Below are 26,640 nucleotides of genomic sequence, written 5' to 3' on the forward strand. Positions count from 1 at the left end.
CAGCATTAATCCATGGAGTTTACACAGAATGGGTTACACTCTCGACCGTGTTGCTGATTATATTTTTTTGTTCAACTAAAAACACTTATTTCATTTTTATATGTTGCAGCGGCCTTACTGGGTGAATTAGTAATAATAATATTGTCATTATCATAAGCATCCCAGTTTGTCGGAGCTGTATCTACAGTATAATTAAGATTGGCTTCTCCACTATTATCGAGAGAAATGGCAACAGGATCTGAATGTATGGCGGTATTGCCTGCTGTTAATGTACCTTTGGTATCGACAGTTCCATTAATAAAACTTACATAAACAGTGGTATTTTTCATCTCCGGTGCCGTTATCTTTAAACTGTAAGTTTTACCGGTTTGTGCACCGTTGATAATTTGGTTTATGAGAGTATTATTGTCAGCGGGAGTAGGAACATTGAAAGGTTCACTTACTGATAAAGCAGATTTTTCATTATTTGCTTCCAAAACTATTGATTTGTGAGCGGCTGTTGTTGGTATTATAGTTTCATTTTTAATAACTGCGGTGTTTGAAGACTTGACAGGAGATATTTGTTTAAATAATATTTCATTAGGTTTATATTCTATTGGTTTGATACCAAGGGTTTTAGACAAATCAGTTATTGGCAGCCACTGGATATTGTTTTTACTTATGATAGGGGAATCTTTAGTAATTAATTGTTCATCAACTTTTATTTCATTTTCTTTATTGGAAACGCTGATTAAGTGATTATTGTAGATGAACCAGGTATTATCTTTATCATGGTGGGGAACTGTGTCGAGACTTTGTGTTAAGTCTTGTAAAGTCATATATATTTGATTTCCTTTTTTAAAAGGCTGATTTTGTGCCACAGGTTCACCACTGTCAGGATCAAGGTATACTGGCGGGTTATAATAATCAGGTGAAAAATCAAACATATCGTCAAGTGAGCTGGCAAATGTATCAAAAGAACCATTTCCAATACGGCCTAGGTTCCAATTATCTTCAACAAATCTTAAAACTGAAGATTGGTCAGCTATAGTGTGGATGACGGTGTTGTGTTTAGCATATGGGGAGATTAATAACATTGGCATACGCGGTCCGTAGCCTAAACGTCCCTGATAATTATTTAATGGGGAATTAGTCCCTGCATTGACAGTATCAATATCTGGATCTTGGGAATGATTTATGATGGGCGGCATAACATGGTCATACCAACCATCGGAATCATCATAAGTGACAAAGATAGCGGTGTTTTTCCATGTTGGCAGGGATTCTAATTTGTTGATAGTTTCTGCCAGCCAGCGTTGTTCACCGATTGGATCTGAATAAGAAGGGTGGCCGTCTTGATATGCAGGTGCTTTTAAAAATGAATAATTAGGCAGATTACCTGATTTTGCTGCTGCCCAAAAATCAGTCATATCATACTGGTGGTTGGCACGGTCAGTATGTCCAATCATGGCGACTGATGTGGGGCGTTCATGCTGTAGGTTGGAAGTAGGATCGTAATACTGGAATGGTTCGTGATGGGGAATATAATCAACAATATTTTCACCGGCAATATTTTTGTGTGTAGCGGTGGGATCATCGTATCCGCCAAAAAAACATCCCCAGGTTAAATCTTTTTTATTTAATAAATCACCGATATTGGTACCAGACATGGAAACCGTTTCTTTTTTCGAGGCGTAGTCATAATATGGATCGATATCTCCATATAGTGTGCCAGTTTTAGTAACTGCTTTTTGGGGAAAATTTTTGTCGTCGGGAGAGATTTCTACACCATTTTGGGCTTTATTGGCACTATAAACAGTGGCGCCATGGTTATTACCAGAAATGACATTGATAGCTCCCGGAGTTGACGGACCTAAATTGGCACCAAAATAGTTGTCATTCATTGTAAAATGTTGTGCTAAATTCCACAAAGCGGTGACAGTATTGCCGTCATAATAATTCATTACATCAGCATTTCCGTGTCCATCATATTGAATGAATTTGTCCATTAAACCACCGTTGAAAGATTTTTGTTCAGCGGTATAACCATGGTCGAAATCTTGGGTGTGGGCTTGTGAACGGCTAAAGCGTTTCGGATTTGCCTGATTGGGGTTGTGCGTTAATAATGCCGGAGTCAATCCATTAATTGCAGGAGTATCCGGTGATGCAAAAAATAATGGTTCATTCGATGTATTTTCAGCAAAAGGATATGTTCCAAAGTAGTGATCAAATGATTCATTTTCATCAAAAATAACAACTACATATTTAATAGGGGTGATATTGCGGGGTGCCGCTAAAACAGGCGGTTGGATTGATACACTTCCGGCAGCTATTAGTGAACTGAGCAGAAAAAATTGAGTAAATAGATTGGATTTTTTTGATTTTTTAATTAGCATTAATGAAATCCCTCCTAAAGATAAACCATTCCTGTTTATACTTAATTATGTACAAAATAATAAAAAACCATACTGGTAATGCTAAGCTTTTTTCATGATACAATACATTCCTATACATTAGTTTAAGATTTGGTTATTTTTTAGTAAAATATATGCATATGCGCTGACGTGTCGATTTTTGTCACACTGATAATCATACATGTTTTATCAGTTAGTATATAGCAGTAATGGGGATGATAATAATCTTTATAAAATCTTTACGTGTATATGTTTATGCATTATAATTAACCGGTATGCTGCGCAATGAGGTGGATATGTCTGCTGGTGAAGTGGAGATTATTTAAAATTATGGCTGTTGCACGTAATTATTTTTATTCATAGATAAGTATTTTGCCAGTTCACAGAAGTAAGAAGATCACATTGAGGTGCCTTTATGAGATTAATCTGTTCCTGCAGCAGTTCTATCGTTTTGTTTGAAATGGTATAGAAAAAAATTTTATCATTTAGTCTGGCAGATTATAAAAGATTTTTTGAGATATAACTGTAAAGGATGTTTATATGAAAAATATTAATAATTTTACTTTTTCCATGAGAAAACTTTTTTTTATTTGGTGTGGTATAGGTGTTACTTCATTCGGAGGGGGTGCTGTTACACAATTTTTAATACAGGACAAATTTATTTATAAATATCGATGGTTAACTGAAGATGAGTATACTACAATCGTTGGTATAGGCCAAATTACTCCAGGTATTAATATTTTGGCTTATACTATTTTAATTGGCAGAAAACTTGCCGGTTGGCGCGGCAGCATTGTATCAGTTTTAGGGCTTATTATTCCCAGCACGGCAATAACACTTGTTTTGTCTGCGGTATATTTGAGTGTAAGCCGATACGCATTTGTTCAAGATGCCTTGAAATCGGTATTCGCATCTATTTTTGGTGTGTCTATAGTCACCAATTGGCGTAATATAAAACCTATTTTGTGTCGCGGCAGCAAAGAGGGAGCGCTACCGTTGTTATCTTTTTTGTTGATCATTATTGGAACTGTTATACTTTATCAATGTTTTGCCTTTTCCGTTATTTTTCTTTATTTTATAGGAAGTATGGCAGGAGTTGTTATTTATACTTTTATCATTAAGAAGAAACCGAGGCTGCCTAAATGATACATTGGAATTTATTTTTTTTTACTATATTAAAAGCAGTGTTATTTTCGACTGGTGGTTTTGGCCCATTGCCTTCTCTTCATACTGATTTTCTCATTAATGGCTGGGCAAATGAGCAACAATTTGCCGAGGCTATTGCTATTGGGCAAATTGCTCCCGGTCCAAATGGACTGTGGGTCGTCAGTCTTGCCAATTTATCAGGCGGAATGATTGGCGCTGTTTTAGGGACGGTTGCATTGATATTACCGCCATTTTGTATTCTTATTGTCAGAAAATTTTATACCCGCATAAAATTTTATTCTGCCACACAGGGAGTTCTCGACGGAATGGTGCTTGTAGTTTCTACTTTTAGTGTCATTGTGCTGGCAAATATATTTTTTAATAGTATTCCCAATATTTTTTTATTTTCCATTGTAGTTATAAGTGCCGTACTTGCTGCAACCAAAAGAGTACCTGTCAATTTTATCTTGATCGCATCCGCTGTTGCTGGTTTGCTGTTTCTTCATTGAACGTAGAAGATACTTTTCACTGCGGGTAGAATTTGATTGACAAATCGAATAAATAAAGTTAATATTAACATGAAAATAGAATATAGCTGGAAACAGGTGTCAGGAATGACTTAATAGGGAATTCGGTATAAAGCCGAAGCGGTCCCGCCACTGTATAGAAGAGTTTTTCAAAATATGTCACTGAAGCTGGTCTTTGGGAAGGCTTGAAAAACAATGATTCTGAGCCAGGAGAACTGCCTGTTTTAACATCACCGTTAGTGTCGTCGTTTAGTCGATGCTTATACCTGCGAGAGATAGGAAGGGAGATTTGATACTGTGAATATGAGTTGCATGGTAATTTTCTCCGGCTTTGTTATAGGCCGGTTTTTTATTTTCCAGAAAGACTTTATTGAAACAGATATTTTATCTGTCCGCCTCTTGCGGGCAGATTTTTTGTTTGTCAGTAAAGAGGGAGGTTTCTAATGAACGAGGAAGAAAAAAATCAGTCTGAAGACAGTAATCTTGATTTGCAGGCCATATTGAAAAAATCTGACCAGCAAACACAGTTTCCTACTGTTCCACTCGATGAGTTTGTTCCACCTACGTATGAAGAATGGAAGCAAGCATGTATTACATTACTGAAAGGTGCACCCTTTGATAAAAAAATGTATACAAAAACATATGAGGGTATAACTTTTGAACCAATGTATACGAGAGCTATGACGGAAAATATTTTGCCAAAAGCATCTTTTCCGGGAATGGACGATTTTATGCGTGGAGCTCGGGTAAATGGTTATATAAATCAACCATGGGGCATAGCTCAGTCTTGTGATGAGAGTCTGCCTAGGGAGAATAATAAATTATTAAAACATGAAGTAGATCGAGGTTCAACTATTTATAATATACATCTTGATAACGCCACTATTTTGAATCAAGATGCCCAGCATGCCGCAAAAGTTGGGGATGAAGGCTGTAGTATCACAACGATTGATGATATGTATCAGCTATTAGACGGACTTGATTTGAAAAAATATGGTTTGTATGTTTATGCGGGAGCTTCATCGCTACCAATGCTGTCAATGACGGCAGCGGCACTTAAGGCAGCTGGCAGACCGGTAAAGATGTTAAAAGGTTTTATCGGAGCAAATCCTTTAGGACAGTTGCTTGAGTCGGGAGAACTCTATACCTCATTAGACGAGTTATATGATGAAATGTATGCATGTGCTGTATGGGCGGGGAAAAATACACCGCAACTGAGAACTATCATGGTGCGCAGCGATGTGTTTAGTCGCGGCGGTGCTAATGACGTGCAGGAAATAGCATATACATTGTCTATGGCGGTTTCTTATCTGCGGGCATTATTGGAACGTGGTTTGACTATAAAACAAGCTTCGGGACAGTTGTTCTTTGGTTTTTCAATGGGAGCAAACTTTTTTATGCAGATAGCAAAACTCCGGGCAGTTCGTCCCATTTGGGCCAGAATAGTAAAGGCTTTCGGTGGTGATGAAATTGATCAAAGAATGCATATTCATGCTCGCCCTGCATTGTTTTTTAAGACAGTTTATGATCCTTATGTAAATATGCTGAGAAATACTACTGAAATTTTTTCCGGAGTGGTTGGCGGAGTTGATTCATATGAAAATGCGCCGTTTGATGAACCAATAAGAAAGGGAGACGAATTTTCCCGTCGTATTGCCCGTAACGTGCAGATTATTTTGCAGGAAGAATTTGGTATGTTAAAGCCGATTGATCCGGCAGGTGGGTCGTGGGCAGTAGAAAGTCTTACGAAAGAAATAAAAGAAAAAATCTGGCATGAATTTCAGGCCGTGGAAGAAAAAGGCGGATTTCTCAAGGCTGCACAAGCAGGTTATCTCCAGGAAGAAATTGGCAAAATATTGCAGGCCAGATTTAAAAATTCTGAGTATAGAAAAGATCGCATAGTCGGTAATAATATGTATCCCAATTTGACGGAAGAACTGATCGATAAACGCAGTGAAGATGCCGATGAACTGAAAAAACAGCGTATGAATGATATTGGAGCTTATTTAAGTGACATAGATGGAATATTTGAACAGGAATGCATCAGTAAAATTACCACAGCAGATTGGAATGAATTGACGGAAACGGTGATTGAGGCGATAAAAACCGGAGCAACAATTGGAGAAATACGCAAAACATTAAATACACGGCAACAGAAAAACAGTGCTGTTAGATCCACAGTTGAAGCGATACTGCCGCATCGCTGGAGTGAACATTATGAAGCTTTGCGCATGATTACTGAAAAATATGTCGCAGAAAAAAATGATAATGCAAAAATATTTCTTGCTAATATGGGGCCTATACCGCAGCATAAGGCCAGAGCAGAATTTTCCACTAGCTTTTTGCAAGTAGGAGGATTCGAAGTATTAAGCAATAATGGCTTCAAGACAATCGATGAATCTGTTGAAGCTGCACAAAAATCCGGTGCGGATGCAGTTGTAATTTGTTCAACTGATAAGACTTATCCGGATATTGTACCGGAATTGGCACCAAAATTAAGAAAAGCTCTGCCGAAAGCAGTAATTTACCTGGCAGGAGCAGCTCCGAAAGATTTGGAAACTGTTTATCACGAAGCCGGAGTTGATGATTTCATTTCAGTCAAGGCTAATTGCTATAAAATTTTGCAATTTTTGCAAAGAAAGAAAGGAATGATTGATTAATGGCTTTCATAAATCCTGATTTTAGCAAAATGGGCCTAGGAGATGCACCGACACATTCAAAACAGGAATGGATGAAAAGGATAGAACAGGAAGTCGGCATGGATTATGATAAAATCACCGGCCGGACAATGGAACATATTCCAATAAAACCAATTTATAATTTTGATGAATATGAACATATGAACCATTTGGATTTTGCCAGTGGTATACCGCCTTGCCTGCGTGGCCCTTATTCCACGATGTATGTATTTCGTCCTTGGACGGTACGCCAATATGCAGGATTTTCTACGGCAGAAGAATCCAATGCTTTTTATCGCCGTAATTTGGCTGCAGGACAAAAAGGCTTGTCAATAGCATTTGATTTACCGACACATCGCGGGTACGATTCTGATAATCCACGTGTATTAGGTGATGTCGGTAAAGCTGGTGTTGCGATTGATTCTATCCTTGATATGCGTATTTTGTTTAGCGGTATACCGCTTGATCAGATGTCTGTATCAATGACAATGAATGGTGCCGTATTGCCGATAATGGCATTTTATATATTGTCCGGTGAAGAACAGGGAGTAGATAAGAGTGTTATGGCCGGTACTATTCAAAATGATATTTTAAAAGAATTTATGGTACGTAATACTTATATATATCCACCGGAAATGTCAATGCGTATAATAGGTGATATTTTTGAATATACGACAAAATATATGCCTAAATTTAATAGTATATCAATTTCCGGTTATCACATGCAGGAAGCTGGGGCAACAGCGGATATAGAACTTGGCTATACATTGGCTGACGGACTTGAGTATATTCGTACCGGTGTAGGAGCAGGGTTACCAATAGATGCTTTTGCCAAACGTTTATCGTTCTTCTGGGCAATAGGGAAAAATTATTTTATGGAAGTGGCAAAGATGCGTGCGGCACGTGTTCTTTGGGCTAAGATAGTGAAATCTTTTGGTGCGGAGAATAATAAATCTATGGCACTTCGTACGCATTGCCAGACTTCAGGCTGGTCGCTGACGGCACAAGATCCGTTTAATAATATCGCCCGTACCTGTATGGAAGCGATGGGGGCGGCTTTAGGGCATACACAATCATTGCATACAAATGCTCTTGATGAAGCTATTGCACTGCCAACTGATTTTTCTGCTCGTATTGCCCGTAACACGCAGCTTTATATTCAGGATGAAACACGTGTATGCAAGATAATTGATCCTTGGGGCGGTTCTTATTATGTAGAAGCTCTGACTAATGAAATAATAAGGCGGGCATGGGCACATATTCAAGAGGTCGAAGCATTGGGCGGCATGGCTAAGGCAATATCCACAGGTCTGCCGAAGATGCGTATCGAGGAAGCTTCAGCTCGCCGTCAGGCACAGATCGATTCAGGAAACGAAACTATTGTCGGACTGAATAAGTATCGTTTGGAAAAGGAAGATCCATTGCAAATATTGGCTATAGACAACACTGCCGTCCGCAATTCTCAGATAGAACGTTTGAAAAAATTACGGGCAGAAAGGAATGCTGATGAAGTCAGAAGTTGTCTGGAAGCACTTACTAAGGCCGCTGAATCTCGCGATAATGGTAATCTGCTGGAACTTGCAGTAAATGCAGCCAGGGCGCATGCTTCCTTGGGAGAAATTTCTGATGCTGTTGAAAAAGTATCGGGACGCTTTAATGCTGTCATTCATACTATTTCAGGGGTATATTCATCTGAATTTACGGATAAAACTGAACTCGATAAAGCCCGCGGTATGGCTGATACATTCGAAAAACTGACCGGTCGCCGGCCGCGTATTTTTGTTGCAAAAATGGGACAGGATGGACATGATCGCGGTCAAAAAGTAATTGCATCGTCATTTGCTGATATGGGATGGGATGTCGATGTCGGGCCTTTGTTCCAGACACCGGCAGAAACGGCCCAGGATGCTGTTGATAACGATGTCCATATGGTAGGTTTCAGTTCACTGGCAGCCGGTCATAATACTCTTTTACCACAATTGGTTGAAGAGTTGAAGAAACTTGGACGGGAAGATATAATGGTCGCCATAGGCGGTGTAATACCAGTACAAGATTATGATTTTTTGTATAAACATGGTGCAGTTGCAATATTCGCTCCAGGAACTAATATACCGGAAGCAGGTGTAAAGCTGCTGACACTTTTGATTAATGAGGCCAAAGAAGAAATGGCCGAAGGATAAATTATGGCTGAATATAAACGTTTTAAACCCGATTGGGCACCAAAAGAAAAAAATGAGGCTTTTGCCTGCAGTGTGATGGATGGAATTAATGGAGTAAAAGATACTACTGTGGGGAATCTCAATCCGATGCTGTTGAATGGAAAGAGAAAAACGAAGCGGAAGATGCTTTTGAATGTTGATGATTATGTTAGTGGTGTGTCTGAGGGAAGCCGCACTATTCTTTCACGGGCAATTACTCTTATCGAAAGTAATAATCCACAGCATTTTGCCAAGGCTCAGCAAGTCCTGCAAAGACTTTTGCCACGCACAGGAAAAGCGCTGCGTATTGGCATAACCGGAGTGCCGGGTGCCGGTAAAAGTACTATGATAGAAGCTTTTGGCAATATGCTGTGTAATATGGGGCACAAAGTGGCAGTACTTACTGTTGATCCGACAAGTTCAGTTACAAGAGGATCAATTTTAGGTGATAAAACACGTATGGGAACGTTATCAAGAAATGAAAAAGCTTTTATCAGGCCATCACCGGCTGGAGGAACATTGGGAGGGGTGGCGCGAAAAAGCCGCGAAACAATGTTGATGTGCGAAGCTGCAGGTTATGATATAATCATCATCGAAACAGTGGGAGTTGGACAGTCAGAAACAACAGTACGTTCTATGGTAGATTTTTTTATGCTGGTGGTGCTGACCGGCGCCGGTGATGAGCTGCAGGGAATAAAAAAAGGCATAATGGAATTGGCTGATGCAGTAGTTATAAATAAGGCTGATGGAGATAATTTATTGAAAGCCAAGGTATCACGCGGTGAATATGAGCGAATGATTGAATATATACGCCCGGCTACCGACGGTTGGCAAACACATGCTTACCTTTGTTCGGCACTTAAAAAGACGGGATTAAAAGAATTGTGGCAAGTGATAGAAATATTTACTCAGATGACAAAAAAAAGGGGCTCGTTTCAAAAACGACGGGAACATCAGTTGCTTGACTGGGTGCATAGCATGATAGATGAACATTTGCACAATTTGTTTTTTGACGATCCAGTAATAACGGGCCGTATACCGGAAGTTCGAAATGCTGTATTGTCGGGAAAAATATCACCTACTCAGGCTGTAGCAGAGCTGATAAAAATGTTCGATATTGAACGTGCAGCATGTCGTCATACCGGATTATTTGACATCCATGAATAATAGCCGATTTATTGGATAATTTTAAGGTCAGGCTGTATAACTGATTAATAAAGACTGGGGATGGAAGAATGTACGCTAAGAAAATTTACTTTGCCGGCGGAAATTTTCATGAACTTCAGGAGGTTTTTTCACGGATAAGGGGCGTACTGTCGGCAACTGCCGGATATATAAACTCAGATGCTGTTGCTCCGTCTTATGAAAAAGTGGCAGGAGATATGACTGGTGCTGCAATGGGAATTGAAATTTCTTATAATCTAAAGGAAATAGATTTATCGACATTACTGGATATATTATTTGCTGTCATAAATCCCTATTGTCGTGATGAACGGGGAAATATGTATAGAAGCGGTGTTTATTATTGTGATAAAGAGGATGAAGTGATAATCGAGTTTTATATGAATTTTTTAAGAATGAGATATAAGGCACCTGCTGTTACGGCAGCTAATGTCACGGTAAACGATCCTTGTTCAGATAATAAAGCTGTATATAAATGCTATGCGGAAGCAGTGCCATTGCGTAATTTTTATCCGGCAGAAAAAAAACATCAATATTATTTGCGAAAAAATCCTCGGACGAAGACTTTCATTGACTTTTTACGGCTCAGGGAACTGGATATAATAACATAATAAATTAAAATACCGGTTATGAAATTTAGGATAAGTATAATTTAAGCTTATCCTAAATTTTTTACTGTTTTTTTACAAAAGTTTTTAATATTCAGATGATATTATGATATAATATCCTTGTTTAGATTGCATTATGATATTAAATATATTTACATAATAATGGCAATTATTTGCCGCAAAGGAAGATAAAATGTTTGTACAGGAACGACGGGAAAAAATTATAGCGTTATTGGAAACCAGCGGTAAGGTTTTGGTCAAGGATTTAAGTGATTACTTTAAGGTGACTGATGACTGTATCCGTAAGGATTTAGCCTTTCTGGAGAAAAAAGGACTATTAAAACGTGCTTATGGTGGTGCTGTGACAGAACGAAAAAATACTCACCAATTAAAAGCCGCTCAGCGCAGAGTAAATATTGCCGAAAAGAAAATAATTGCCGAAAAGGCAATCAAACTTATAAACAACGGTGATGTTGTATTTTTAGATATTTCTACGATCAATATCGAATTAGTAAAATTGATAATACAACAAGGATTAAAGATCAGCATTATTACTAATATGATTGATATAATGAATATTTTGCAGACTGCAAGGACAATAGACATGACGTTTATTGGGGGAACACTGGATTCAAGCGGTGATGGATTTATCGGAGCCTTGGCTGGAAATATTATAGATAAGCTTCATTTTGATATGGCTTTTATGGGAACGGTAGGTATTGATATTCATCGAAAGGCTGTATATACTTATAAACCGGAAGATGGTTTTACTAAACGTAAGGCAGTTGATGCAGCCGATAAAACCTATGTATTAGCAGAAACCGAGAAATTTAACAGAAGTGGTAATTTCCTTTATGCAGCTATTTCTGATTTTGATGTATTAATAACAGAAAAAAAATTGCCGATACAGCTGTTAAAACAATTAGAAAAATATAATATTGAAGTAATGTAAGTGGGAATATTTCATGTATGGATTGATTTAAAATCTGTTATAATGAAATTAGTATCTATATATAAAGGAGAGAAATGTTTCGATGAAATATTTAATTGACACAGCCAATATTGGAATGATTGAAAAATGTAACGATTTATTACCTATTGCCGGTGTAACCAGTAATCCCAGCATTATAAAAAAAGAAGGCAAAATTGATTTTTTTAATCATTTTAAAAAAATACGCCAGATTATTGGCAGTGCTAAAACCCTGCATATGCAGATTTTAGCACAGGATAGTGAGGGTATAATAAAGGAAGCCCATACTATATTGGAAAATGTTGATAAAAATGTATTTATAAAGGTACCTGCTACACCACAGGGACTAAAGGCTATACGTCTACTGAAGCAAGAAAATATTGGTGTTACGGCGACAGCTGTTTATACTAAAACACAAGGACTTATGGCGATGGAGGCAGGGGCTGATTATATAGCACCCTATTTTAATCGTATGGAAAATCTTGATATCGATGCAGCTGATACAATTGCCGATTTTGCTGAAATGATTGCTGTTTACGGTTATGAAACACAGATACTGGCGGCTAGTTTCAAGAATATTGCACAAGTTAATACTGCTTTTAAATGCGGTGCTCAAACAGCTACAGTGGCACCGGATATCCTGCTGGCAGCTTTTGCTGTGCCATCAATACAAAAAGCAGTTGACGATTTTGATGCAGATTGGCAGGAAACATTTGGTGATATATCAATCTGTGATTTAAAATGAAGGATGGTAATAAAAAGCCTGAGAGATTTATTTTCTCTCAGGCTTTTTATTTATTATAATGTGACGTTGAATCCGTTTTGTTGAAAGACTTTGGCGTACTGTGTAAGATTTTCACTATGCAGTTCCTTAGTATTTTTAAAATTGTAGGGACGATTTAACTGTTCATATTTTTTTTGGCCGAATTGGTGAAAAGGTAATAGATTAATATCTTTTATATCCAGTGAAGCCAGTAAATGAGAAAATTTAACAGCATCAGCTATTTTATTATTTACACTTGGTATGACGGGAATACGGATTATTATTTCTTTTTGCAGGGTTATTGCATAGGCTAGATTTAATAATATGATATCGTTATATACACCGGTATATTTTTTGTGTTTTTGACGGTCATAATGTTTTATGTCAAACAATAGTAAATCTGCATTGATGATTGTTTGTTTAAATACTGTTTTGCTGGCGTAACCAGTGGTTTCTAAAGCAGTGTGCAGATTGTTCTCTTTAGCAGATTTTAATAAAGCGGCCGCAGCTTCGGGTTGCATTAAAACTTCACCACCGGAAAGAGTCAGTCCGCCACCGGATTCTTCATAAAAGGGTTTATCTTGTAATACTTCTGCCATTATGGAATCTATGGATTTAAACTGTCCGACCTTTGATAATGCACCATGAGGACAATTATCAGCACATGCGGTACAGGTCTGACAAAGTTTGGACTTATAGCTGAATGATAGATTTTTGTCAAAGTAAATGTTTTTTTGCGGGCAGAGCATTTCGCAGGTGCGGCAGTGATAACATTTGTCTTTATCCCAAAGAAGCTGCCGGTATTGTTGCTGCGATTCCGGATTGCTGCACCAAAGGCAGGTCAATGGGCAACCTTTAAAGAATACTACCGTCCTTATTCCAGGACCATCGTGAATACTGAATTTTTGTATATTAAATATATTTGCTAACATATAACTACCTCTGTTTTATATTGACAAAATTGTTTGACAAGGTTAACTTTCAATGTTATTATAACAATAAATAACAATAAAAATCAATATAAAATAATAAAATAATTTTTTTAGGAGGATTTATATGAAAATAAATAAGCATTTTGGCTGTCTTACAGCACGTATGGATAAATTCAGAGGAGATCTTGTTAATGCCAAACCGTATATTTGCGCGGAGCGCGCTGTCTATACCACTGAAGCTTATAAGCACTTTGCCGATAGACCTATTATTGAAAAAAGAGCTTATATGCTGAAAAATATTTTAGAGAAAATGACTGTTTTTATTGAACCGGAAACATTGATTGCGGGAAATCAGGCATCTGGTAATCGTTTTGCTCCTGTTTTTCCCGAATATGCGATGGATTGGGTTATAGATGAATTGGATAAATTTGAAAAAAGGGATGGTGATATTTTTTATATAACGGAAGAAACTAAGCATAAACTAAGAAATATAGCACCCTATTGGCAGCATAATACAACTAAGGATAAAGGATTGGCGATGATGCCGCCAGAAAGTAAAATATTTTATGATTTGGGGATAATAAAAGCTGAAGGCAATATTACTTCTGGAGATGCGCATCTGGCAGTCAGTTATGAAACAATTTTAAAAAAAGGTTTGAAAGACTATCAGAAAAGAACTGAACAGGCACTGCGGATACTTGATTTGACAACTATGGATGGAATGAATAAATATCATTTTTACAAGGCCGTTTTGATAGTTATAGAAGCTGTTCGCAGTTTTGCCGGACGTTATTCCGATTTGGCTGAACATGAGGCACAGTCGGCTGCAGTAAATCGTAAAAAAGAGCTTTTAACAATGGCGCAGATTTTGCGCAAGGTACCTTATGAACCGGCTGATAGTCTGTATGAGGCTGTACAGTCGTTATGGCTGATCCACTTAGTGCTGCAGATTGAATCAAATGGACATTCATTATCGTATGGGCGAGTTGATCAATATTTATATCCATACTATAAACATGATATTGATAAAGGAATAATTACACAAGATGGTGTTTGTGAACTCTTGACTAATTTGTGGTTGAAAACCTTTACGATAAATAAAGTACGCAGTTGGTCACATACGCAGTTCAGTGCAGGCAGTCCTTTGTATCAGAACGTGACTATTGGCGGCCAGACGATAAATAAGAAGGATGCAGTAAATCCGCTGTCGTATTTGATATTGAAAAGTGTTGCCCAGGTTCATTTGCCGCAGCCTAATTTAACAGTTCGGTATCATCGGAGCATTAGTGATGATTTTATGCGGGAATGTATTGAAGTAGTCCGTCTCGGTTTTGGTATGCCGGCGTTCAATAACGATGAAATAATAATTCCATCATTTATTGAAAAAGGTGTCAAGGAAGAAGACGCTTATAATTATAGTGCCATTGGCTGTGTAGAAACAGCTGTTCCGGGGAAATGGGGATATCGTTGCACAGGGATGAGTTTTTTGAATTTTCCTAAATCATTGCTCATCGGTTTGAATGATGGTATCGATCTTGAATCGGGGACAAAACTTATGGAAGGTACAGGACATTTTTGCAGGATGCATTCTTATGATGATGTAAAAAACGCTTGGAATAAAACGATTCGTTACTTTACCCGGCAAAGTATTATTATTGAAACCTGCTGTGATATGGTGTTGGAGAAAGATGTACCTGATGTGCTTTGCTCAGCTTTGGTTGAAGATTGTATTGGGCGTGGTAAAACATTAAAAGAAGGTGGTGCAGTTTATGATTTTATAAGTGGTCTGCAGGTGGGAATTGCTAATATGGCAGATTCTTTGGCAGCAATTAAAAAATGTGTGTTTGAAGATAAGAAATTGACACCACAGCAATTGTGGGATGCGTTAGTAAGTGATTTTTCCGGAGAGGAAGGTGAACGTATCCGCCGTATTTTGATTGACGCACCTAAATATGGTAACGATGATGATTATGTTGATAAGCTTATTTGTGAAGCCTATGACGTATATATTGACGAAATAAAAAAATATCATAATACTCGCTATGGTCGGGGACCGATTGGTGGTACTTATTACGCAGGTACATCTTCAATTTCGGCAAATGTAGGTCAGGGGATGGGGACATTGGCAACTCCCGATGGCAGAAAAGCACATACACCATTGGCTGAAGGATGTTCTCCGAGTCACGCTATGGATGTGAATGGGCCAACAGCTGTATTTAAAACGGTGGCAAAATTACCGACACACGAAATAACCGGCGGAGTATTGCTCAATCAGAAGGTAACACCGCAAATATTAGAAAAAGAAACTGACCGTACAAAATTAGTTTATCTTATAAGGACTTTTTTTAATCGTCTGAATGGATATCATGTGCAGTATAATGTCGTATCACGAGCTACTTTGCTTGACGCCCAGCTGCACCCGGAAAAACACCGCGATCTTATTGTCAGGGTAGCAGGTTATTCGGCATTCTTTAATGTATTATCGAGGCAGACACAAGATGATATAATTGCCAGAACCGAACAAGTATTATAGTTGAAGATGGGGTTGTCACATGAACCGTATTGATTTCATAAGATGCAATCACCACCGCTATGCGTCTCCCACCATTTTGTGGGTGGCAAAGAAAGTGGAATATTGTAATTTATGAATAGAAATGGTTACGTGAGACAGCCCCATGATTATGTCTTCAATAGTTTTAGATTAAAAAATACTGCACCACAAGCGATCGCTGCACCCCATAAACCAACGTACTGCATGCTGCTGTATATTACAACCAGGCTGCCACAAGCAGAACCGAGTGCGATACCGATGTTAAAAGATATGGGAACCAGTGAGGCAGAAAAATTGATTGCTTCTGGTTTTTCCCGCACGGCAGTATTTAGAAAATGCAGTTGTGTGGGTGAATTTTGCAGGTACATTACAGTGCCAATAATAAATATATTAATTAAGCATAGGGTAGGAATTTTTATTGTAAGAAACAATGTGCTTAAGAATAAAGCCTGTATAAGAAAAAATAAAGGCATACGTCGCATTCCGCCAGTAAGGGCAATGTGCCCGGATAAAAAATTACTGATAATAGTGCTGACACCGAAGCCTATTAAAATAAGGCTGATATATCGTTCAGGAATAAATAGATATTTTTGTAATATAGGAGTCAAATAGGTGTAAAATACATATGTAGAAGCTGCACCGCATATAACAATCATAATACCCAGCTGAATGTGTGGCTTTTTTAAAAGTCCTAACTGCCTGAATATATTAGATTTTTGTCCAGGTCCGGTGTTAGGAAGATAAAAAATAAGCATCAGTAATATGATCAGGCTAATAAATGACAACAGAAGAAAGGCTGTCCGCCATCCTAAAAGATAAGTTATAAATGTACCGGCCGGTACTCCAAATACAGCTGCCATACTGAATCCGGAAAATATCCAGCTGATAATTTTGGGCTGTATAGCAGGGCCGGCTATTTCGGCAGAAAAAGTCATAGAAATAGCCAAAATGATTCCTGATACAACGGCAATCAGCATGCGAGCCAATATTAAAAATAAATAAGAATCAGCCAGAGCAAATAGTACATTACCGATTATAAAAATTATTGTTAAAATTATTATTAAATAATAACGATTTAATGAGCTGGTGGCAGGTGTAATAATAAATGTTCCAATAGCATAAACAAGGGCAAAAATTGAAACAAGGTTACCAATCATTGCTATAGAAGAATTTATGCTGAGAGCAATGTCAGGTAAAATACCGATGATAATAAATTCACTGGTTCCTAAAACCACACTTAAAAGAATAAGAGTAATAACTGGAAGAAGAGAAAAAGAATCAAAATTTTTCAAGAGAATCTTCCTTATCTAAATTGAGGTTATTTAATAACTTTTCCATATGAATATGAGGACAATGTTCATCCATATAAATAGGACCGTTGGCAACATAACCATATTTTTCATAGAATTTTTGTGCTTGAAGCTGTGCGGACAGCACGGCTTTTTTGCCGCCATCTTTAATTATATTCTGCTCGGCAGTTTGCAGAATATAAGCACCGATATGATCTTTGCGATATTTTTTGAGTACGGCTAAGCGACCGATAATATATACGCCGTTGATATTACTGATAAAATAACGGCATACACCGACTGGCTGTGCCGCTTTGTAAAATATAAGATGTATGGCGTGTTTATCGATAGCGTCAATTTCGTTTTTAAACCCCTGTTCGCTGATAAATACTGCTTCGCGAATTTTTTTTGCATCGTTTGTCAGGTGAGTGCTTCGTTCATAATTCAAGTATTGTTCCTCCTCATTAATGAATATGTATAGTATAGATTATTTGCCATGTATTTACAAAGGATCGTTAAAAAACCTTATAATATAAAAACCTCTGCAAAAGTTAATTAACTTTTGCAGAGGCAAAACAACCAGCTATAAATCTATAGTCAGTAATTTATTACATCATTCCCGGCATTCCACCGCCAGGCATTCCGGCTGGTGCAGCAGGAGGATTCTTTTCCGGCTTGTCAGCGACTAAAGTTTCTGTTGTCAAAACCATAGCAGCAATGCTGGCTGCATTCTGTAGAGCAGAACGAGTAACTTTAGCCGGATCAACGATACCAGCATCTACCATGTCAAGATATTCACCGGTAAGAGCATTGAACCCTTTGCCAGTACCGGCTTTTTTTACTTTTTCTACAACTACAGAACCTTCGAGTCCTGCATTGTTAGCTATTTGGCGTACTGGTTCTTCAATAGCGCGTTTAACTATTTCCACACCGGTCTTTTCATCACCGGAAGATGTGATTTTGTCAAGAGCCGGTAAGATGTCAATAAAGGTTGTACCGCCCCCGGCAACGATACCTTCTTCAACGGCAGCACGGGTAGCATTTAAAGCATCTTCAATGCGGAGTTTTTTATCTTTTAATTCTACTTCGGTAGCAGCACCAATTTCAATCACAGCTACGCCGCCAGATAATTTGGCGAGACGTTCCTGTAGTTTTTCTTTATCAAAATCAGATGTTGTGGCAGCGACTTGCTTTTTGATTTGTTCACAGCGTGATTTGATAGCATCTTTGTCACCGGCACCATCAACGATAGTAGTTTCTTCTTTAGTAGAGCGTACCTGACGAGCACGTCCAAGATCTTCAAGTTCGACACTGTCAAGTTTTCTGCCTAGTTCTTCAGTTATTACATTACCACCGGTTAAGATAGCAATATCTTCGAGCATTGCCTTACGGCGATCACCAAAGCCAGGAGCCTTGACAGCTAAAGCTTTGAAAGTACCACGCAGTTTATTTACGACAATTGTTGCCAAAGCTTCACCGTCGAGATCTTCACCGATGATGACGAGTTCCTTGCCTTGTTTTACGACTTTTTCCAAAATCGGCAGAATATCACCAATTGCAGAGATTTTACGGTCGGTAATAAGGATATAAGGATCGTTCATAACCGCTTCCATTTTATCGGTATCAGTTACCATATAAGGAGATATGTAACCACGATCAAACTGCATTCCTTCAACAACAGAAAGGTTTGTTGCCATACCTTTGGATTCTTCAACGGTGATAACACCATCTTTACCAACTTTTTCCATTGCATCAGCAATGAGATTGCCCATTTCGCTGTCGCTGGAGGATATTGTCGCAACTTGAGCAATAGCAGCTTTGCCTTCAACTTTATGTGATTTTGCTTTTATTTCGGCAACTAAAGTGTTTACTGCTTCTTCGATTCCCTTTTTTATGATCATAGGGTTAGCACCGGCAGCAACATTGCGCATACCTTCACGGATCATGGCTTGAGCGAGTAATGTTGCAGTTGTTGTACCGTCACCGGCAACATCATTAGTTTTTGTGGCAACTTCTTTAACAAGTTGTGCACCCATATTTTCAAACGGATCTTCTAATTCAATTTCACGAGCTATGGAAACACCATCATTTGTAATTGTCGGTGCACCAAATTTTTTATCTAAAACAACATTTTTACCTTTTGGGCCAAGCGTTACTTTTACAGCATCTGCTAATGAATCAACGCCTTTACCGAGGGCACGGCGAGCTTCTTCACCAAATAAAATCTGTTTAGCCATTATTAATGAAACCTCCTAAATTATTGTTGAAACTAATTTTTATTAAGCTATTGCTAAGATGTCGCTTTCACGGACGATCAAATAGTCAGCACCATCAACTTTGATATCAGTTCCAGCATATTTTGAGAAAATGATTTTATCTCCTACTTTTACCTCTGGAGCAACTTTTTGTCCATTGTCGAGAACTTTACCGCCGCCGACAGCTACAACTTCGCCTTCTTGTGGTTTTTCCTTGGCTGTATCCGGCAATACGATACCGCTGGCAGTTTTCATATCTCCTTCAGAAACTTTGATTACAATTCTGTCGCCTAATGGCTTAATCATTGTATGTTCCTCCTTATAAAAATAAATTACTATTATTTTCTTGTTAGCACTCACTTAAGATGAGTGCTAACCACATCTCTTATAATAAATAAAATCGGTGAAAAAATCAAGTGTTTTCGTAAAAAAGTAAAAAAATATTTATTTTTATATATGACTATAAAAATATAATGTCAGGGGTGAAGACATATAGTATATAATTGAAATAATAATTTTATATTATACAATCGATAAGTTTGATTTTTAAAAGGGGGTTTGTTATAATTTTAGAGCATAACATTGAAATATTACGGGGTGTATTCAGCGTACACCCCATTTCTTTTGGGGATTTTATGTAATGACAGCGGGGGAATCACTAATATGAAGATAAAATTATTCGCAACAGATTTGGATGGGACTTTATTGACGAATGATGACAATATTTCTGAAGGAAATATTAAAGCGATAAAAGATGCTGTTGATGCAGGAGTCATGGTGACTTTTGCTACAGGACGCATGTATAGTTCTGCGGTTAAATATGCCGCACAGGCGGGGCTGGATGTACCACTTATAACCTACAATGGAGCATTGATAAAGTCAACAGCTGGTAAAATATATTTTGAAAGTTGTATTGAACCGGCAGTTGTCAGTGCTTTTGTCAGATACTGTGCGCAAAAACATTGGTATGTGCAGGTAAACAGTGATGATAAATTATATTTTCCTGAATATTTACAGCGTTCGATAAGCTATGAAAAGAGTGTTGGCATAGAGGGAAAAACTATCGGGTGGGAGGCATTGGAACGTAAAAATAGGAATGTTACTAAACTGTTATTTGTTTTGGAAAATTTTGCTAATCCCGATGCACCGGAAAAAGCCATAAATGAAGATGAAATAATCAGTGAAATGATGGAAAAATTTGCAGAGAAAGTAACCTTGGTCAAGTCTAAAAAAGGGTTGATTGAAGTTATTAATCCTGGCGTGAGTAAGGCAAGTGCATTGGATGTGCTGGCAAAACAGATGGGAATTACTATTGATGAAGTTATGGCTATTGGTGATGCTGACAATGACTTACCGATGCTAAGGGCAGCCGGTAAGAGTGTGGCAATGGGAAATGCTGCCAGACATATACAAGATGTATGCGATTATGTAGTTAACGATAATGAAAATGATGGTGTTGCTGAAGCAATATACAGGTATGTATTGAAAAAAAGCATATATTCATAAAAGATGTTTTTAATGCAGCAGTGAGATATGAAAAATGAATACTTACATTTGATTGAAATTGGTTTATAATTGTGATATATAAGAAAATGCTTTAAAAGAAGTGTTGTGTTGTAACAGTGGCAGCAAGTTAGTATTATTCAGTCAATCAGCAGTAGCACCAACATTCAAAAGTGAAATGGATGTGAAAAAAGATGAAGGAAAAAGATGAATTCAGACTTGTTATCGTTACAGGGATGTCGGGCAGCGGAAAAACACAGGCTTGCCGCAATCTGGAAGATTTAGGTTATTTTTGTGTTGATAATCTTCCACCAGTATTTATTCCTAAGTTTGCTGAGCTTTGTATTCATTCTGCCGGGCATGTGAATAAGGTCGTATTGGTAGTTGATACGAGAAGCAGAGAGTTTTTTGATACGTTTGTTCATGTGCTAAAGCAAATGAATGAGGAAAATAAGCCATTTGAGCTGTTGTTCATGGAAGCTTCCGATGAAGTGATCATACGCCGTTATAAGGAAACAAGACGTCGCCATCCAATGGCACCAAATTCACGAATAAGTGAAGGTATAAATATGGAACGGGAGCGCTTAGCCGGTGTCCGTAACAAGGCAACTTATATAATTGATACTTCGACTTTATTAAAAAGTGAATTGAAACAAAAAATTTTTAGATTATTCGGTGATGACTGTGGCGATCAGATGAATATAAATGTTCTTTCATTTGGTTTTAAATTTGGCATGCCGCTTGATGCAGATATGGTATTGGATGTAAGATTTTTACCTAATCCATTTTATATTGAAAAATTACGTCATAAAAGCGGAGCGGTTCCGGAAGTTGCCGATTATATTGCTAAATGGCCAGTTACACAGCAATTCCTTGAAAAGTTAGATGAGCTCATAAATTTTTTGGTACCACAATATATAAAAGAAGGAAAAAGTCAATTGGTAATAGCTATTGGCTGTACCGGTGGCATGCACAGATCCGTATTTATAGCACGGCATCTATTCAATTTGTTGAAAAATAGGGGATATTTAGCTAATCTGGAGCACCGCGATTTAATGAAAAATGATGTTGATGAACATCTACAATAGGTCTAATATGGGGGAAACGCATTCATGCACCTTTTGAAATGGCTTTATCCTGGTATGCGATTTAAGCGCTGGCTGCTTTTATTCGCTGCCGGTGTGCTTTTGATAATAATCGGATTAACTATAGTATTTAACTATAAATATATTGACGGTATAGAAGAATTTATTTTCCGTATAGTTTATACTACTACAGGAACATATAATTATACAGTGACTAATGCGGTGGGAATATTAATAGCCTGTATTGGTTTTATTGTCATGCTTTTGGCTATGCGAATGACAATAAGGTCGATTATTACAGTATTGCTGCCGGATAGCTCGGAAAAACTGGTAGATTTGATATATGAAAAGAGAAAATTAGACAGAGGACCAGCGATAACAGTTATCGGCGGCGGTACCGGATTATCAGTATTGCTGCGTGGATTAAAAGAGGTTACGAGTAATATTACGGCAGTGGTTACGGTTGCTGATGATGGAGGTTCATCAGGGAGATTACGCAATGAATTCGGGATAATACCGCCAGGAGATTTACGTAATTGTCTTGTTGCATTGGCAGACACTGAACCATTAATGGAAAAATTATTCCAGTATCGTTTTGAAGGTGAAAGTGAGCTTGCGGGGCATAGTTTTGGCAATTTATTTATAGCAGCAATGACTAAAGTCACCGGTGACGTGGAAAAGGCTTTAATGGAATCCAGTAAGGTTCTGGCAGTTAAGGGGCGTGTTTTCCCAGCCAGTACGGCAAAGATAAGACTGAATGCAACAATGGAAGATGGAAGTATTATTGAAGGTGAATCACAAATTCCACTTGCCCACAAAAAAATTAAACGTGTGCACATTTTCCCACGTGAAGTAGAACCTGTACCGTCAGCAATAAATGCAATAAAAAACGCTGAAGTTATAGTATTGGGACCGGGCAGCTTATATACCAGTATCATGCCTAATTTTCTTGTCAAAAAAGTTGCTGAAACTGTAAGGAAAAGCAAAGCTATAAAAATATATATCTGTAATGTGATGACACAACCGGGAGAGACGGATGATTATACAGTATCTATGCATGTAAAGGCAATACTTGAACATGCGGGGATTGGCAGCGTTGATTATGTACTGGCTAATGATAAGCAGATTTCTCCGGCATTACAAGATTATTATGCTCAAAAAGGTCAATATCCGGTGGTCGTGGATGAGGAGGCAATTCATGAACTTGGTGTCGGTTTTGTAAAGGCTGATATAATAAATGAAACTAATGTAATTCACCATGATTCGGAAAAATTGGCCAATAATATAATGCAGATGGCTTATGGATTGAAAACTGACGGTAAATGGAATAAAAGAAAATAGTGATTAGGGGGTAGAATGATGCCTTCTTTTTCTATGGAAGTAAAAAATGAACTGGCGCATTTTAATGAAAGCAATATTTGCTGCCTTTATGCTGAGCTTTCAGCATTGCTGCGTATGGGTGGTACTTTTGTATTAAATATGAGACATCACCTTGGAATAAATTTTTCCACAGAAAATGCTGCGGTGGCCAGACGCGTGCTGGCTTTTACAAAGGGATTGTGCATTGGTGAAATCAATACGGAACTGATAGTCAGGCGGTCACGTCGGCTGCAAAAAAATAATTACTATACGATTCGTGTGCTGCCATCGAAGGAAACTAATAATTTATTTGAAAAATTGGGATTTATTGACGGCAACGGTGGCTTTAATATGGGAAAAGATGGTGCTCTTTTAAGTAAATATTGCTGTAAAGAAGCATATCTGCGCGGAGCTTTTTTAGGTGGTGGCTCAGTAAATCGCCCTGATGGCGGGTATCATTTGGAAATATCGACAAGTAATTATGAATTTTTTTGTCAACTTGATGTATTATTAGGCCAGTTTGGTTTCTCGGCGGGAAAAACTATGCGCAAGGAAAATTATGTGCTTTATTTAAAAGAAAGTGAGGCTATTATAAGCTTTTTACGAATGATCGGTGCCAGCCAGATTTTGGAAGAGTTTGAAAGTGTGCGTAATCTTAAGGAAGTGCGCAATCAGGTCAACCGCCTGGTAAATTGCGAGACAGCTAATTTGCAAAAAACGGTAGATGCATCTTTGCGTCAGGTGAAGAATATAACTGAACTGTTAAAAAGAGATAGTATAGATAAGCTGCCTGATACATTAAGAAAGGCGGCGAGAGCAAGGATAGAAAATCCTGATGCATCGCTTAGTGAGCTGGCACAGATATTAGGAATAGGGAAATCCGGAGTCAATCACCGGCTGCGTAAATTGGAGGCAATGGCTCGTAGTTTGAAGGAATGTGAAAAATAGTGAAATATTATAAAATCCTTTTGGCAGTGTGTTTAATAATCTCACTGCCAATTGCCGGTGCCCTTTTATATCTTCAACAAAAAGGTAATGATGGTGTATTGATACTGGAGTATCATAAGGTCAACAATGATGATAATGATGAATATACGACGTCTGTAAACGATTTTGAGGAACAATTGGCTTATTTAACAAGGCAGGGGTATAAGACTATTTCAATAATGGATTTTGTCAGGGCAAAAAAGTATGGAGAGAAATTGCCGGCTAAATCAGTAATTTTGACTTTTGATGATGGTTATGAGGATAATTATACTGATGTTATGCCCTTTTTAAAAGATCATGCTATGAAGGGGACGGTTTTTATAATTGCCAATGATGTAGGACAGCCTGGGTACTTGTCATGGCAGCAGATAAAAGACATGCAGTCGACCGGTATGGAAATTGGTAGTCATACGGCTAATCATCTGCCGTTGACGACACTTTCGGCAGGTGAAATTGACAGTGAAATAAAATTATCAAAATTGTTAATGGAGTGGAAGGGATTAAAAACAATTTATTTTTTTTCCTATCCTAATGGTGCTTATAATATTACCGCTGAGCAAGATTTGAAACAATATGGTTATTTAGCGGCAGTTACCGGAGACCCGGGCATAAATAAGTTTTCAACCGATCCGTTTCTTTTACAACGTACATATATACCAAGATTACGTTTTGGCATGACAGAATTTAAGTTAAGAATTTTAAAGAGCAAACTTTATAGTGTGCTCAATATAAAACAAAATAAACTATAGGACATTGCGAAAAATGAAATTTATCAAATCTATGGCATGGACATCAATTATTGTTTTTGCAACAATAATTTTTATTTTCTCTCCTTCAGCACAGGCACGACATAATGAAACTGCTGAAAGTACGGTAAATAAAACGGCAGATGAAGTAAGAAGTGAATCGATGTATACACCGCAGAATGCATCAAAACCGGTGCTGCAAAATAATTTTAGGGTACAAATGGATAAATTGACGAAGTGGCAGGTAAAACGTATCGATGAGTCTGGGACACTGCTGTTTTCCGACAGTCCGGAGACGGTTTATCAAGATGGTATTTTATATAGAGACACTGTTACAGGCAAGGGAAGGCTATATTATTATCATGTTAATGGTACCGATAAAAGGAAAAAAGTAGTAGTGATGTTGTCAAACAAGGGAAATGATTTAGCTCATTTTAACATTACCCGATCGGCTCAGTCAGGACCAAGTACAGATTATCTGTATGTGGGCAAAACGTCACAAATACGCTATTTCAGTTATCAGGTGCCGCGGCAGATAATTATCGGTAAAAATAAACCGGAGCTGCTGGAAGATAATATGAATACCATTCTGGTAAGAAAAGACGAACTGGTTTGTGGTATTTATGATTTTAGTACAGATCAGCCGGTGGAAATTACAGTAATGATGATGCCATTGGATGATGATCCTTATCAATTTTTAAAGCGTGCTGCAGTGTTGCCCAAAGATGAAAGCCGGTTGCGCGGAACTTTCAAAAATATGGATAGAATTTTGCAGGGTGAACAGTATTACAATCCTGAAAAAGACGGGGCGGTGAGTATTACTGTTGCTGATGATAAGGATGATAAGTATTTAACCGGTATTGATGCCACTGACGGGGCTGAAGCTAAAAATTATGGCAATTATGGAGTGATTTATTATTTGGACATTCCTACCAGTGGAATGGGTAAAATACATTATTATCTGCAGCCATTAGGAGGAGTTTATGCAGGGGCAGTTGCTGTGCGGGTAAATGATGAACGGGGGCTTGATCTTATACCGACACCCTCCGAACGGGCATTCTTTGGTGAAAATTCCAAACAGCTTTATTATGCAGATTTGGGAGTATATAATGCGAGGGATAATGTTTTATTTGAATATTCGCCACCGGGAGCATCTAACTTACCGGTAAATATTATTTTGACACCGGCGCAATGATAAATTTCAGTTAAATGTATTGATTGAATTGGGAAAAAATTATACAATAGATAGAGTATTTGTATTTTGATATATAAGGAGGCCGTTTGATGAAACATATAAAAACGATTAACAAACCCTATCTGCAGAGCACTATAAAAACTGGTGGCTGTGGCGAATGCCAGGCATCGTGCCAGTCAGCATGCAAGACTTCCTGTACTGTGGGAAATCAAGTTTGCGAAAAAAGACAATGATTTTATGAAGCTAAAGAGGCTGTTGATGCAGCCTCTTTTT

At 37.9% G+C, this 26,640-nt stretch carries 22 protein-coding genes and 1 riboswitch; of the genes, 16 read left to right on the forward strand and 6 right to left on the reverse strand.

Annotation, left to right across the window (positions count from 1 at the left end; translation table 11 throughout):
- Positions 1 to 71: 71 nt before the first annotated feature.
- Entirely contained in the window at positions 72 to 2,375 is a 2,304-nt protein-coding gene (locus tag I6751_RS06425; protein WP_196590330.1) for a phospholipase C, read from the reverse strand.
- Positions 2,376 to 2,933: 558 nt separating this feature from the next.
- Between I6751_RS06425 and I6751_RS06430 the strand changes: the two genes are divergently transcribed.
- The 8 genes from I6751_RS06430 (at position 2,934) to I6751_RS06465 (ending at position 12,447) form a co-directional block, all read left to right on the forward strand.
- The gene (locus I6751_RS06430; protein ID WP_196590331.1) at positions 2,934 to 3,539 is read left to right on the forward strand and encodes a chromate transporter; all 606 of its coding nucleotides are present in this window, start codon (positions 2,934 to 2,936) and stop codon (positions 3,537 to 3,539) included.
- Entirely contained in the window at positions 3,536 to 4,048 is a 513-nt protein-coding gene (locus I6751_RS06435) for a chromate transporter (protein WP_231037416.1), read from the forward strand. Before I6751_RS06430 ends, I6751_RS06435 begins: the two co-directional genes overlap by 4 nt.
- 77 nt (positions 4,049 to 4,125) lie before the next feature.
- Positions 4,126 to 4,303, forward strand: a riboswitch (cobalamin riboswitch).
- A gap of 206 nt (positions 4,304 to 4,509) precedes the next feature.
- A complete protein-coding gene (locus I6751_RS06440) occupies positions 4,510 to 6,726 on the forward strand; it encodes a methylmalonyl-CoA mutase family protein (RefSeq protein WP_196590332.1) in 2,217 nt (738 codons plus the stop codon).
- Positions 6,726 to 8,924, forward strand: a complete 2,199-nt coding sequence (gene scpA, locus I6751_RS06445; protein ID WP_182185847.1) for a methylmalonyl-CoA mutase — start codon at positions 6,726 to 6,728, stop codon at positions 8,922 to 8,924. Before I6751_RS06440 ends, scpA begins: the two co-directional genes overlap by 1 nt.
- A gap of 3 nt (positions 8,925 to 8,927) precedes the next feature.
- Positions 8,928 to 10,109, forward strand: coding sequence for a methylmalonyl Co-A mutase-associated GTPase MeaB (gene meaB, locus I6751_RS06450; protein ID WP_196590333.1), 1,182 nt, complete (start codon positions 8,928 to 8,930; stop codon positions 10,107 to 10,109).
- Positions 10,110 to 10,177: 68 nt separating this feature from the next.
- Positions 10,178 to 10,735: a peptide-methionine (S)-S-oxide reductase gene (locus I6751_RS06455; RefSeq protein WP_196590334.1), complete on the forward strand. Its 558-nt coding sequence runs from the start codon at positions 10,178 to 10,180 to the stop codon at positions 10,733 to 10,735.
- A gap of 190 nt (positions 10,736 to 10,925) precedes the next feature.
- The gene (locus tag I6751_RS06460; RefSeq protein ID WP_196590335.1) at positions 10,926 to 11,684 is read left to right on the forward strand and encodes a DeoR/GlpR family DNA-binding transcription regulator; all 759 of its coding nucleotides are present in this window, start codon (positions 10,926 to 10,928) and stop codon (positions 11,682 to 11,684) included.
- A gap of 82 nt (positions 11,685 to 11,766) precedes the next feature.
- A complete protein-coding gene (locus I6751_RS06465; protein WP_196590336.1) occupies positions 11,767 to 12,447 on the forward strand; it encodes a fructose-6-phosphate aldolase in 681 nt (226 codons plus the stop codon).
- Positions 12,448 to 12,500: 53 nt separating this feature from the next.
- Here I6751_RS06465 and I6751_RS06470 read toward each other — a convergent pair whose 3' ends face one another.
- Positions 12,501 to 13,397, reverse strand: coding sequence for a glycyl-radical enzyme activating protein (locus I6751_RS06470; protein WP_196590337.1), 897 nt, complete (start codon positions 13,395 to 13,397; stop codon positions 12,501 to 12,503).
- Between the two features lie 124 nt (positions 13,398 to 13,521).
- Here I6751_RS06470 and I6751_RS06475 point away from each other — a divergent pair, with 124 nt between their 5' ends.
- On the forward strand, positions 13,522 to 15,930 hold the full coding sequence (locus I6751_RS06475; protein WP_196590338.1) for a glycyl radical protein: 2,409 nt from the start codon (positions 13,522 to 13,524) through the stop codon (positions 15,928 to 15,930).
- A gap of 146 nt (positions 15,931 to 16,076) precedes the next feature.
- Here I6751_RS06475 and I6751_RS06480 read toward each other — a convergent pair whose 3' ends face one another.
- The 4 genes from I6751_RS06480 to groES all read right to left on the reverse strand — a co-directional run bounded on the left by I6751_RS06480 (position 16,077) and on the right by groES (position 19,798).
- The gene (locus I6751_RS06480; RefSeq protein ID WP_196590339.1) at positions 16,077 to 17,240 is read right to left on the reverse strand and encodes an MFS transporter; all 1,164 of its coding nucleotides are present in this window, start codon (positions 17,238 to 17,240) and stop codon (positions 16,077 to 16,079) included.
- On the reverse strand, positions 17,227 to 17,685 hold the full coding sequence (locus I6751_RS06485; RefSeq protein ID WP_196590340.1) for a GNAT family N-acetyltransferase: 459 nt from the start codon (positions 17,683 to 17,685) through the stop codon (positions 17,227 to 17,229). The genes I6751_RS06480 and I6751_RS06485 overlap by 14 nt, the downstream gene beginning before the upstream one ends.
- 160 nt (positions 17,686 to 17,845) lie before the next feature.
- Positions 17,846 to 19,474, reverse strand: a complete 1,629-nt coding sequence (gene groL, locus I6751_RS06490; protein WP_196590341.1) for a chaperonin GroEL — start codon at positions 19,472 to 19,474, stop codon at positions 17,846 to 17,848.
- A gap of 42 nt (positions 19,475 to 19,516) precedes the next feature.
- Positions 19,517 to 19,798, reverse strand: coding sequence for a co-chaperone GroES (groES, locus tag I6751_RS06495; protein WP_182185830.1), 282 nt, complete (start codon positions 19,796 to 19,798; stop codon positions 19,517 to 19,519).
- Positions 19,799 to 20,155: 357 nt separating this feature from the next.
- On the opposite strand from groES, the gene I6751_RS06500 reads away from it, so the two are divergent.
- The 7 genes from I6751_RS06500 (at position 20,156) to scfA (ending at position 26,600) form a co-directional block, all read left to right on the forward strand.
- Complete coding sequence (locus I6751_RS06500) at positions 20,156 to 20,998, forward strand: Cof-type HAD-IIB family hydrolase (RefSeq protein WP_196590342.1); 843 nt, start codon at positions 20,156 to 20,158, stop codon at positions 20,996 to 20,998.
- Positions 20,999 to 21,189: 191 nt separating this feature from the next.
- The gene (gene rapZ, locus I6751_RS06505) at positions 21,190 to 22,083 is read left to right on the forward strand and encodes an RNase adapter RapZ (RefSeq protein WP_182185826.1); all 894 of its coding nucleotides are present in this window, start codon (positions 21,190 to 21,192) and stop codon (positions 22,081 to 22,083) included.
- A gap of 24 nt (positions 22,084 to 22,107) precedes the next feature.
- A complete protein-coding gene (locus I6751_RS06510; protein ID WP_182185825.1) occupies positions 22,108 to 23,421 on the forward strand; it encodes a gluconeogenesis factor YvcK family protein in 1,314 nt (437 codons plus the stop codon).
- An 18-nt stretch (positions 23,422 to 23,439) separates the two neighbouring features.
- Positions 23,440 to 24,387 carry a DNA-binding protein WhiA gene (gene whiA, locus I6751_RS06515; protein WP_196590375.1) on the forward strand — a complete coding sequence of 316 codons (948 nt, stop codon included), beginning with the start codon at positions 23,440 to 23,442 and terminating at the stop codon, positions 24,385 to 24,387.
- The gene (locus I6751_RS06520; protein WP_330998163.1) at positions 24,387 to 25,175 is read left to right on the forward strand and encodes a polysaccharide deacetylase family protein; all 789 of its coding nucleotides are present in this window, start codon (positions 24,387 to 24,389) and stop codon (positions 25,173 to 25,175) included. The genes whiA and I6751_RS06520 overlap by 1 nt, the downstream gene beginning before the upstream one ends.
- A 13-nt stretch (positions 25,176 to 25,188) precedes the next feature.
- Entirely contained in the window at positions 25,189 to 26,367 is a 1,179-nt protein-coding gene (locus tag I6751_RS06525; protein ID WP_196590343.1) for a copper amine oxidase, read from the forward strand.
- 89 nt (positions 26,368 to 26,456) lie between these two features.
- The gene (gene scfA, locus I6751_RS06530; RefSeq protein ID WP_182185822.1) at positions 26,457 to 26,600 is read left to right on the forward strand and encodes a six-cysteine ranthipeptide SCIFF; all 144 of its coding nucleotides are present in this window, start codon (positions 26,457 to 26,459) and stop codon (positions 26,598 to 26,600) included.
- Positions 26,601 to 26,640: the final 40 nt, after the last annotated feature.

Source organism: Pectinatus frisingensis, assembly GCF_015732285.1.
Taxonomy (GTDB): domain Bacteria; phylum Bacillota; class Negativicutes; order Selenomonadales; family Selenomonadaceae; genus Pectinatus; species Pectinatus frisingensis.

Coding starts and splice junctions, on each gene's coding strand:
- I6751_RS06425 (WP_196590330.1), bottom strand. CDS start 2,375: ATGCTAATTAAAAAATCAAAAAAATCCAATCTATTTACTCAATTTTTT.
- I6751_RS06430 (WP_196590331.1), top strand. CDS start 2,934: ATGAAAAATATTAATAATTTTACTTTTTCCATGAGAAAACTTTTTTTT.
- I6751_RS06435 (WP_231037416.1), top strand. CDS start 3,536: ATGATACATTGGAATTTATTTTTTTTTACTATATTAAAAGCAGTGTTA.
- I6751_RS06440 (WP_196590332.1), top strand. CDS start 4,510: ATGAACGAGGAAGAAAAAAATCAGTCTGAAGACAGTAATCTTGATTTG.
- scpA (WP_182185847.1), top strand. CDS start 6,726: ATGGCTTTCATAAATCCTGATTTTAGCAAAATGGGCCTAGGAGATGCA.
- meaB (WP_196590333.1), top strand. CDS start 8,928: ATGGCTGAATATAAACGTTTTAAACCCGATTGGGCACCAAAAGAAAAA.
- I6751_RS06455 (WP_196590334.1), top strand. CDS start 10,178: ATGTACGCTAAGAAAATTTACTTTGCCGGCGGAAATTTTCATGAACTT.
- I6751_RS06460 (WP_196590335.1), top strand. CDS start 10,926: ATGTTTGTACAGGAACGACGGGAAAAAATTATAGCGTTATTGGAAACC.
- I6751_RS06465 (WP_196590336.1), top strand. CDS start 11,767: ATGAAATATTTAATTGACACAGCCAATATTGGAATGATTGAAAAATGT.
- I6751_RS06470 (WP_196590337.1), bottom strand. CDS start 13,397: ATGTTAGCAAATATATTTAATATACAAAAATTCAGTATTCACGATGGT.
- I6751_RS06475 (WP_196590338.1), top strand. CDS start 13,522: ATGAAAATAAATAAGCATTTTGGCTGTCTTACAGCACGTATGGATAAA.
- groL (WP_196590341.1), bottom strand. CDS start 19,474: ATGGCTAAACAGATTTTATTTGGTGAAGAAGCTCGCCGTGCCCTCGGT.
- groES (WP_182185830.1), bottom strand. CDS start 19,798: ATGATTAAGCCATTAGGCGACAGAATTGTAATCAAAGTTTCTGAAGGA.
- I6751_RS06500 (WP_196590342.1), top strand. CDS start 20,156: ATGAAGATAAAATTATTCGCAACAGATTTGGATGGGACTTTATTGACG.
- rapZ (WP_182185826.1), top strand. CDS start 21,190: ATGAAGGAAAAAGATGAATTCAGACTTGTTATCGTTACAGGGATGTCG.
- I6751_RS06510 (WP_182185825.1), top strand. CDS start 22,108: ATGCACCTTTTGAAATGGCTTTATCCTGGTATGCGATTTAAGCGCTGG.
- whiA (WP_196590375.1), top strand. CDS start 23,440: ATGCCTTCTTTTTCTATGGAAGTAAAAAATGAACTGGCGCATTTTAAT.
- I6751_RS06525 (WP_196590343.1), top strand. CDS start 25,189: ATGAAATTTATCAAATCTATGGCATGGACATCAATTATTGTTTTTGCA.
- scfA (WP_182185822.1), top strand. CDS start 26,457: ATGAAACATATAAAAACGATTAACAAACCCTATCTGCAGAGCACTATA.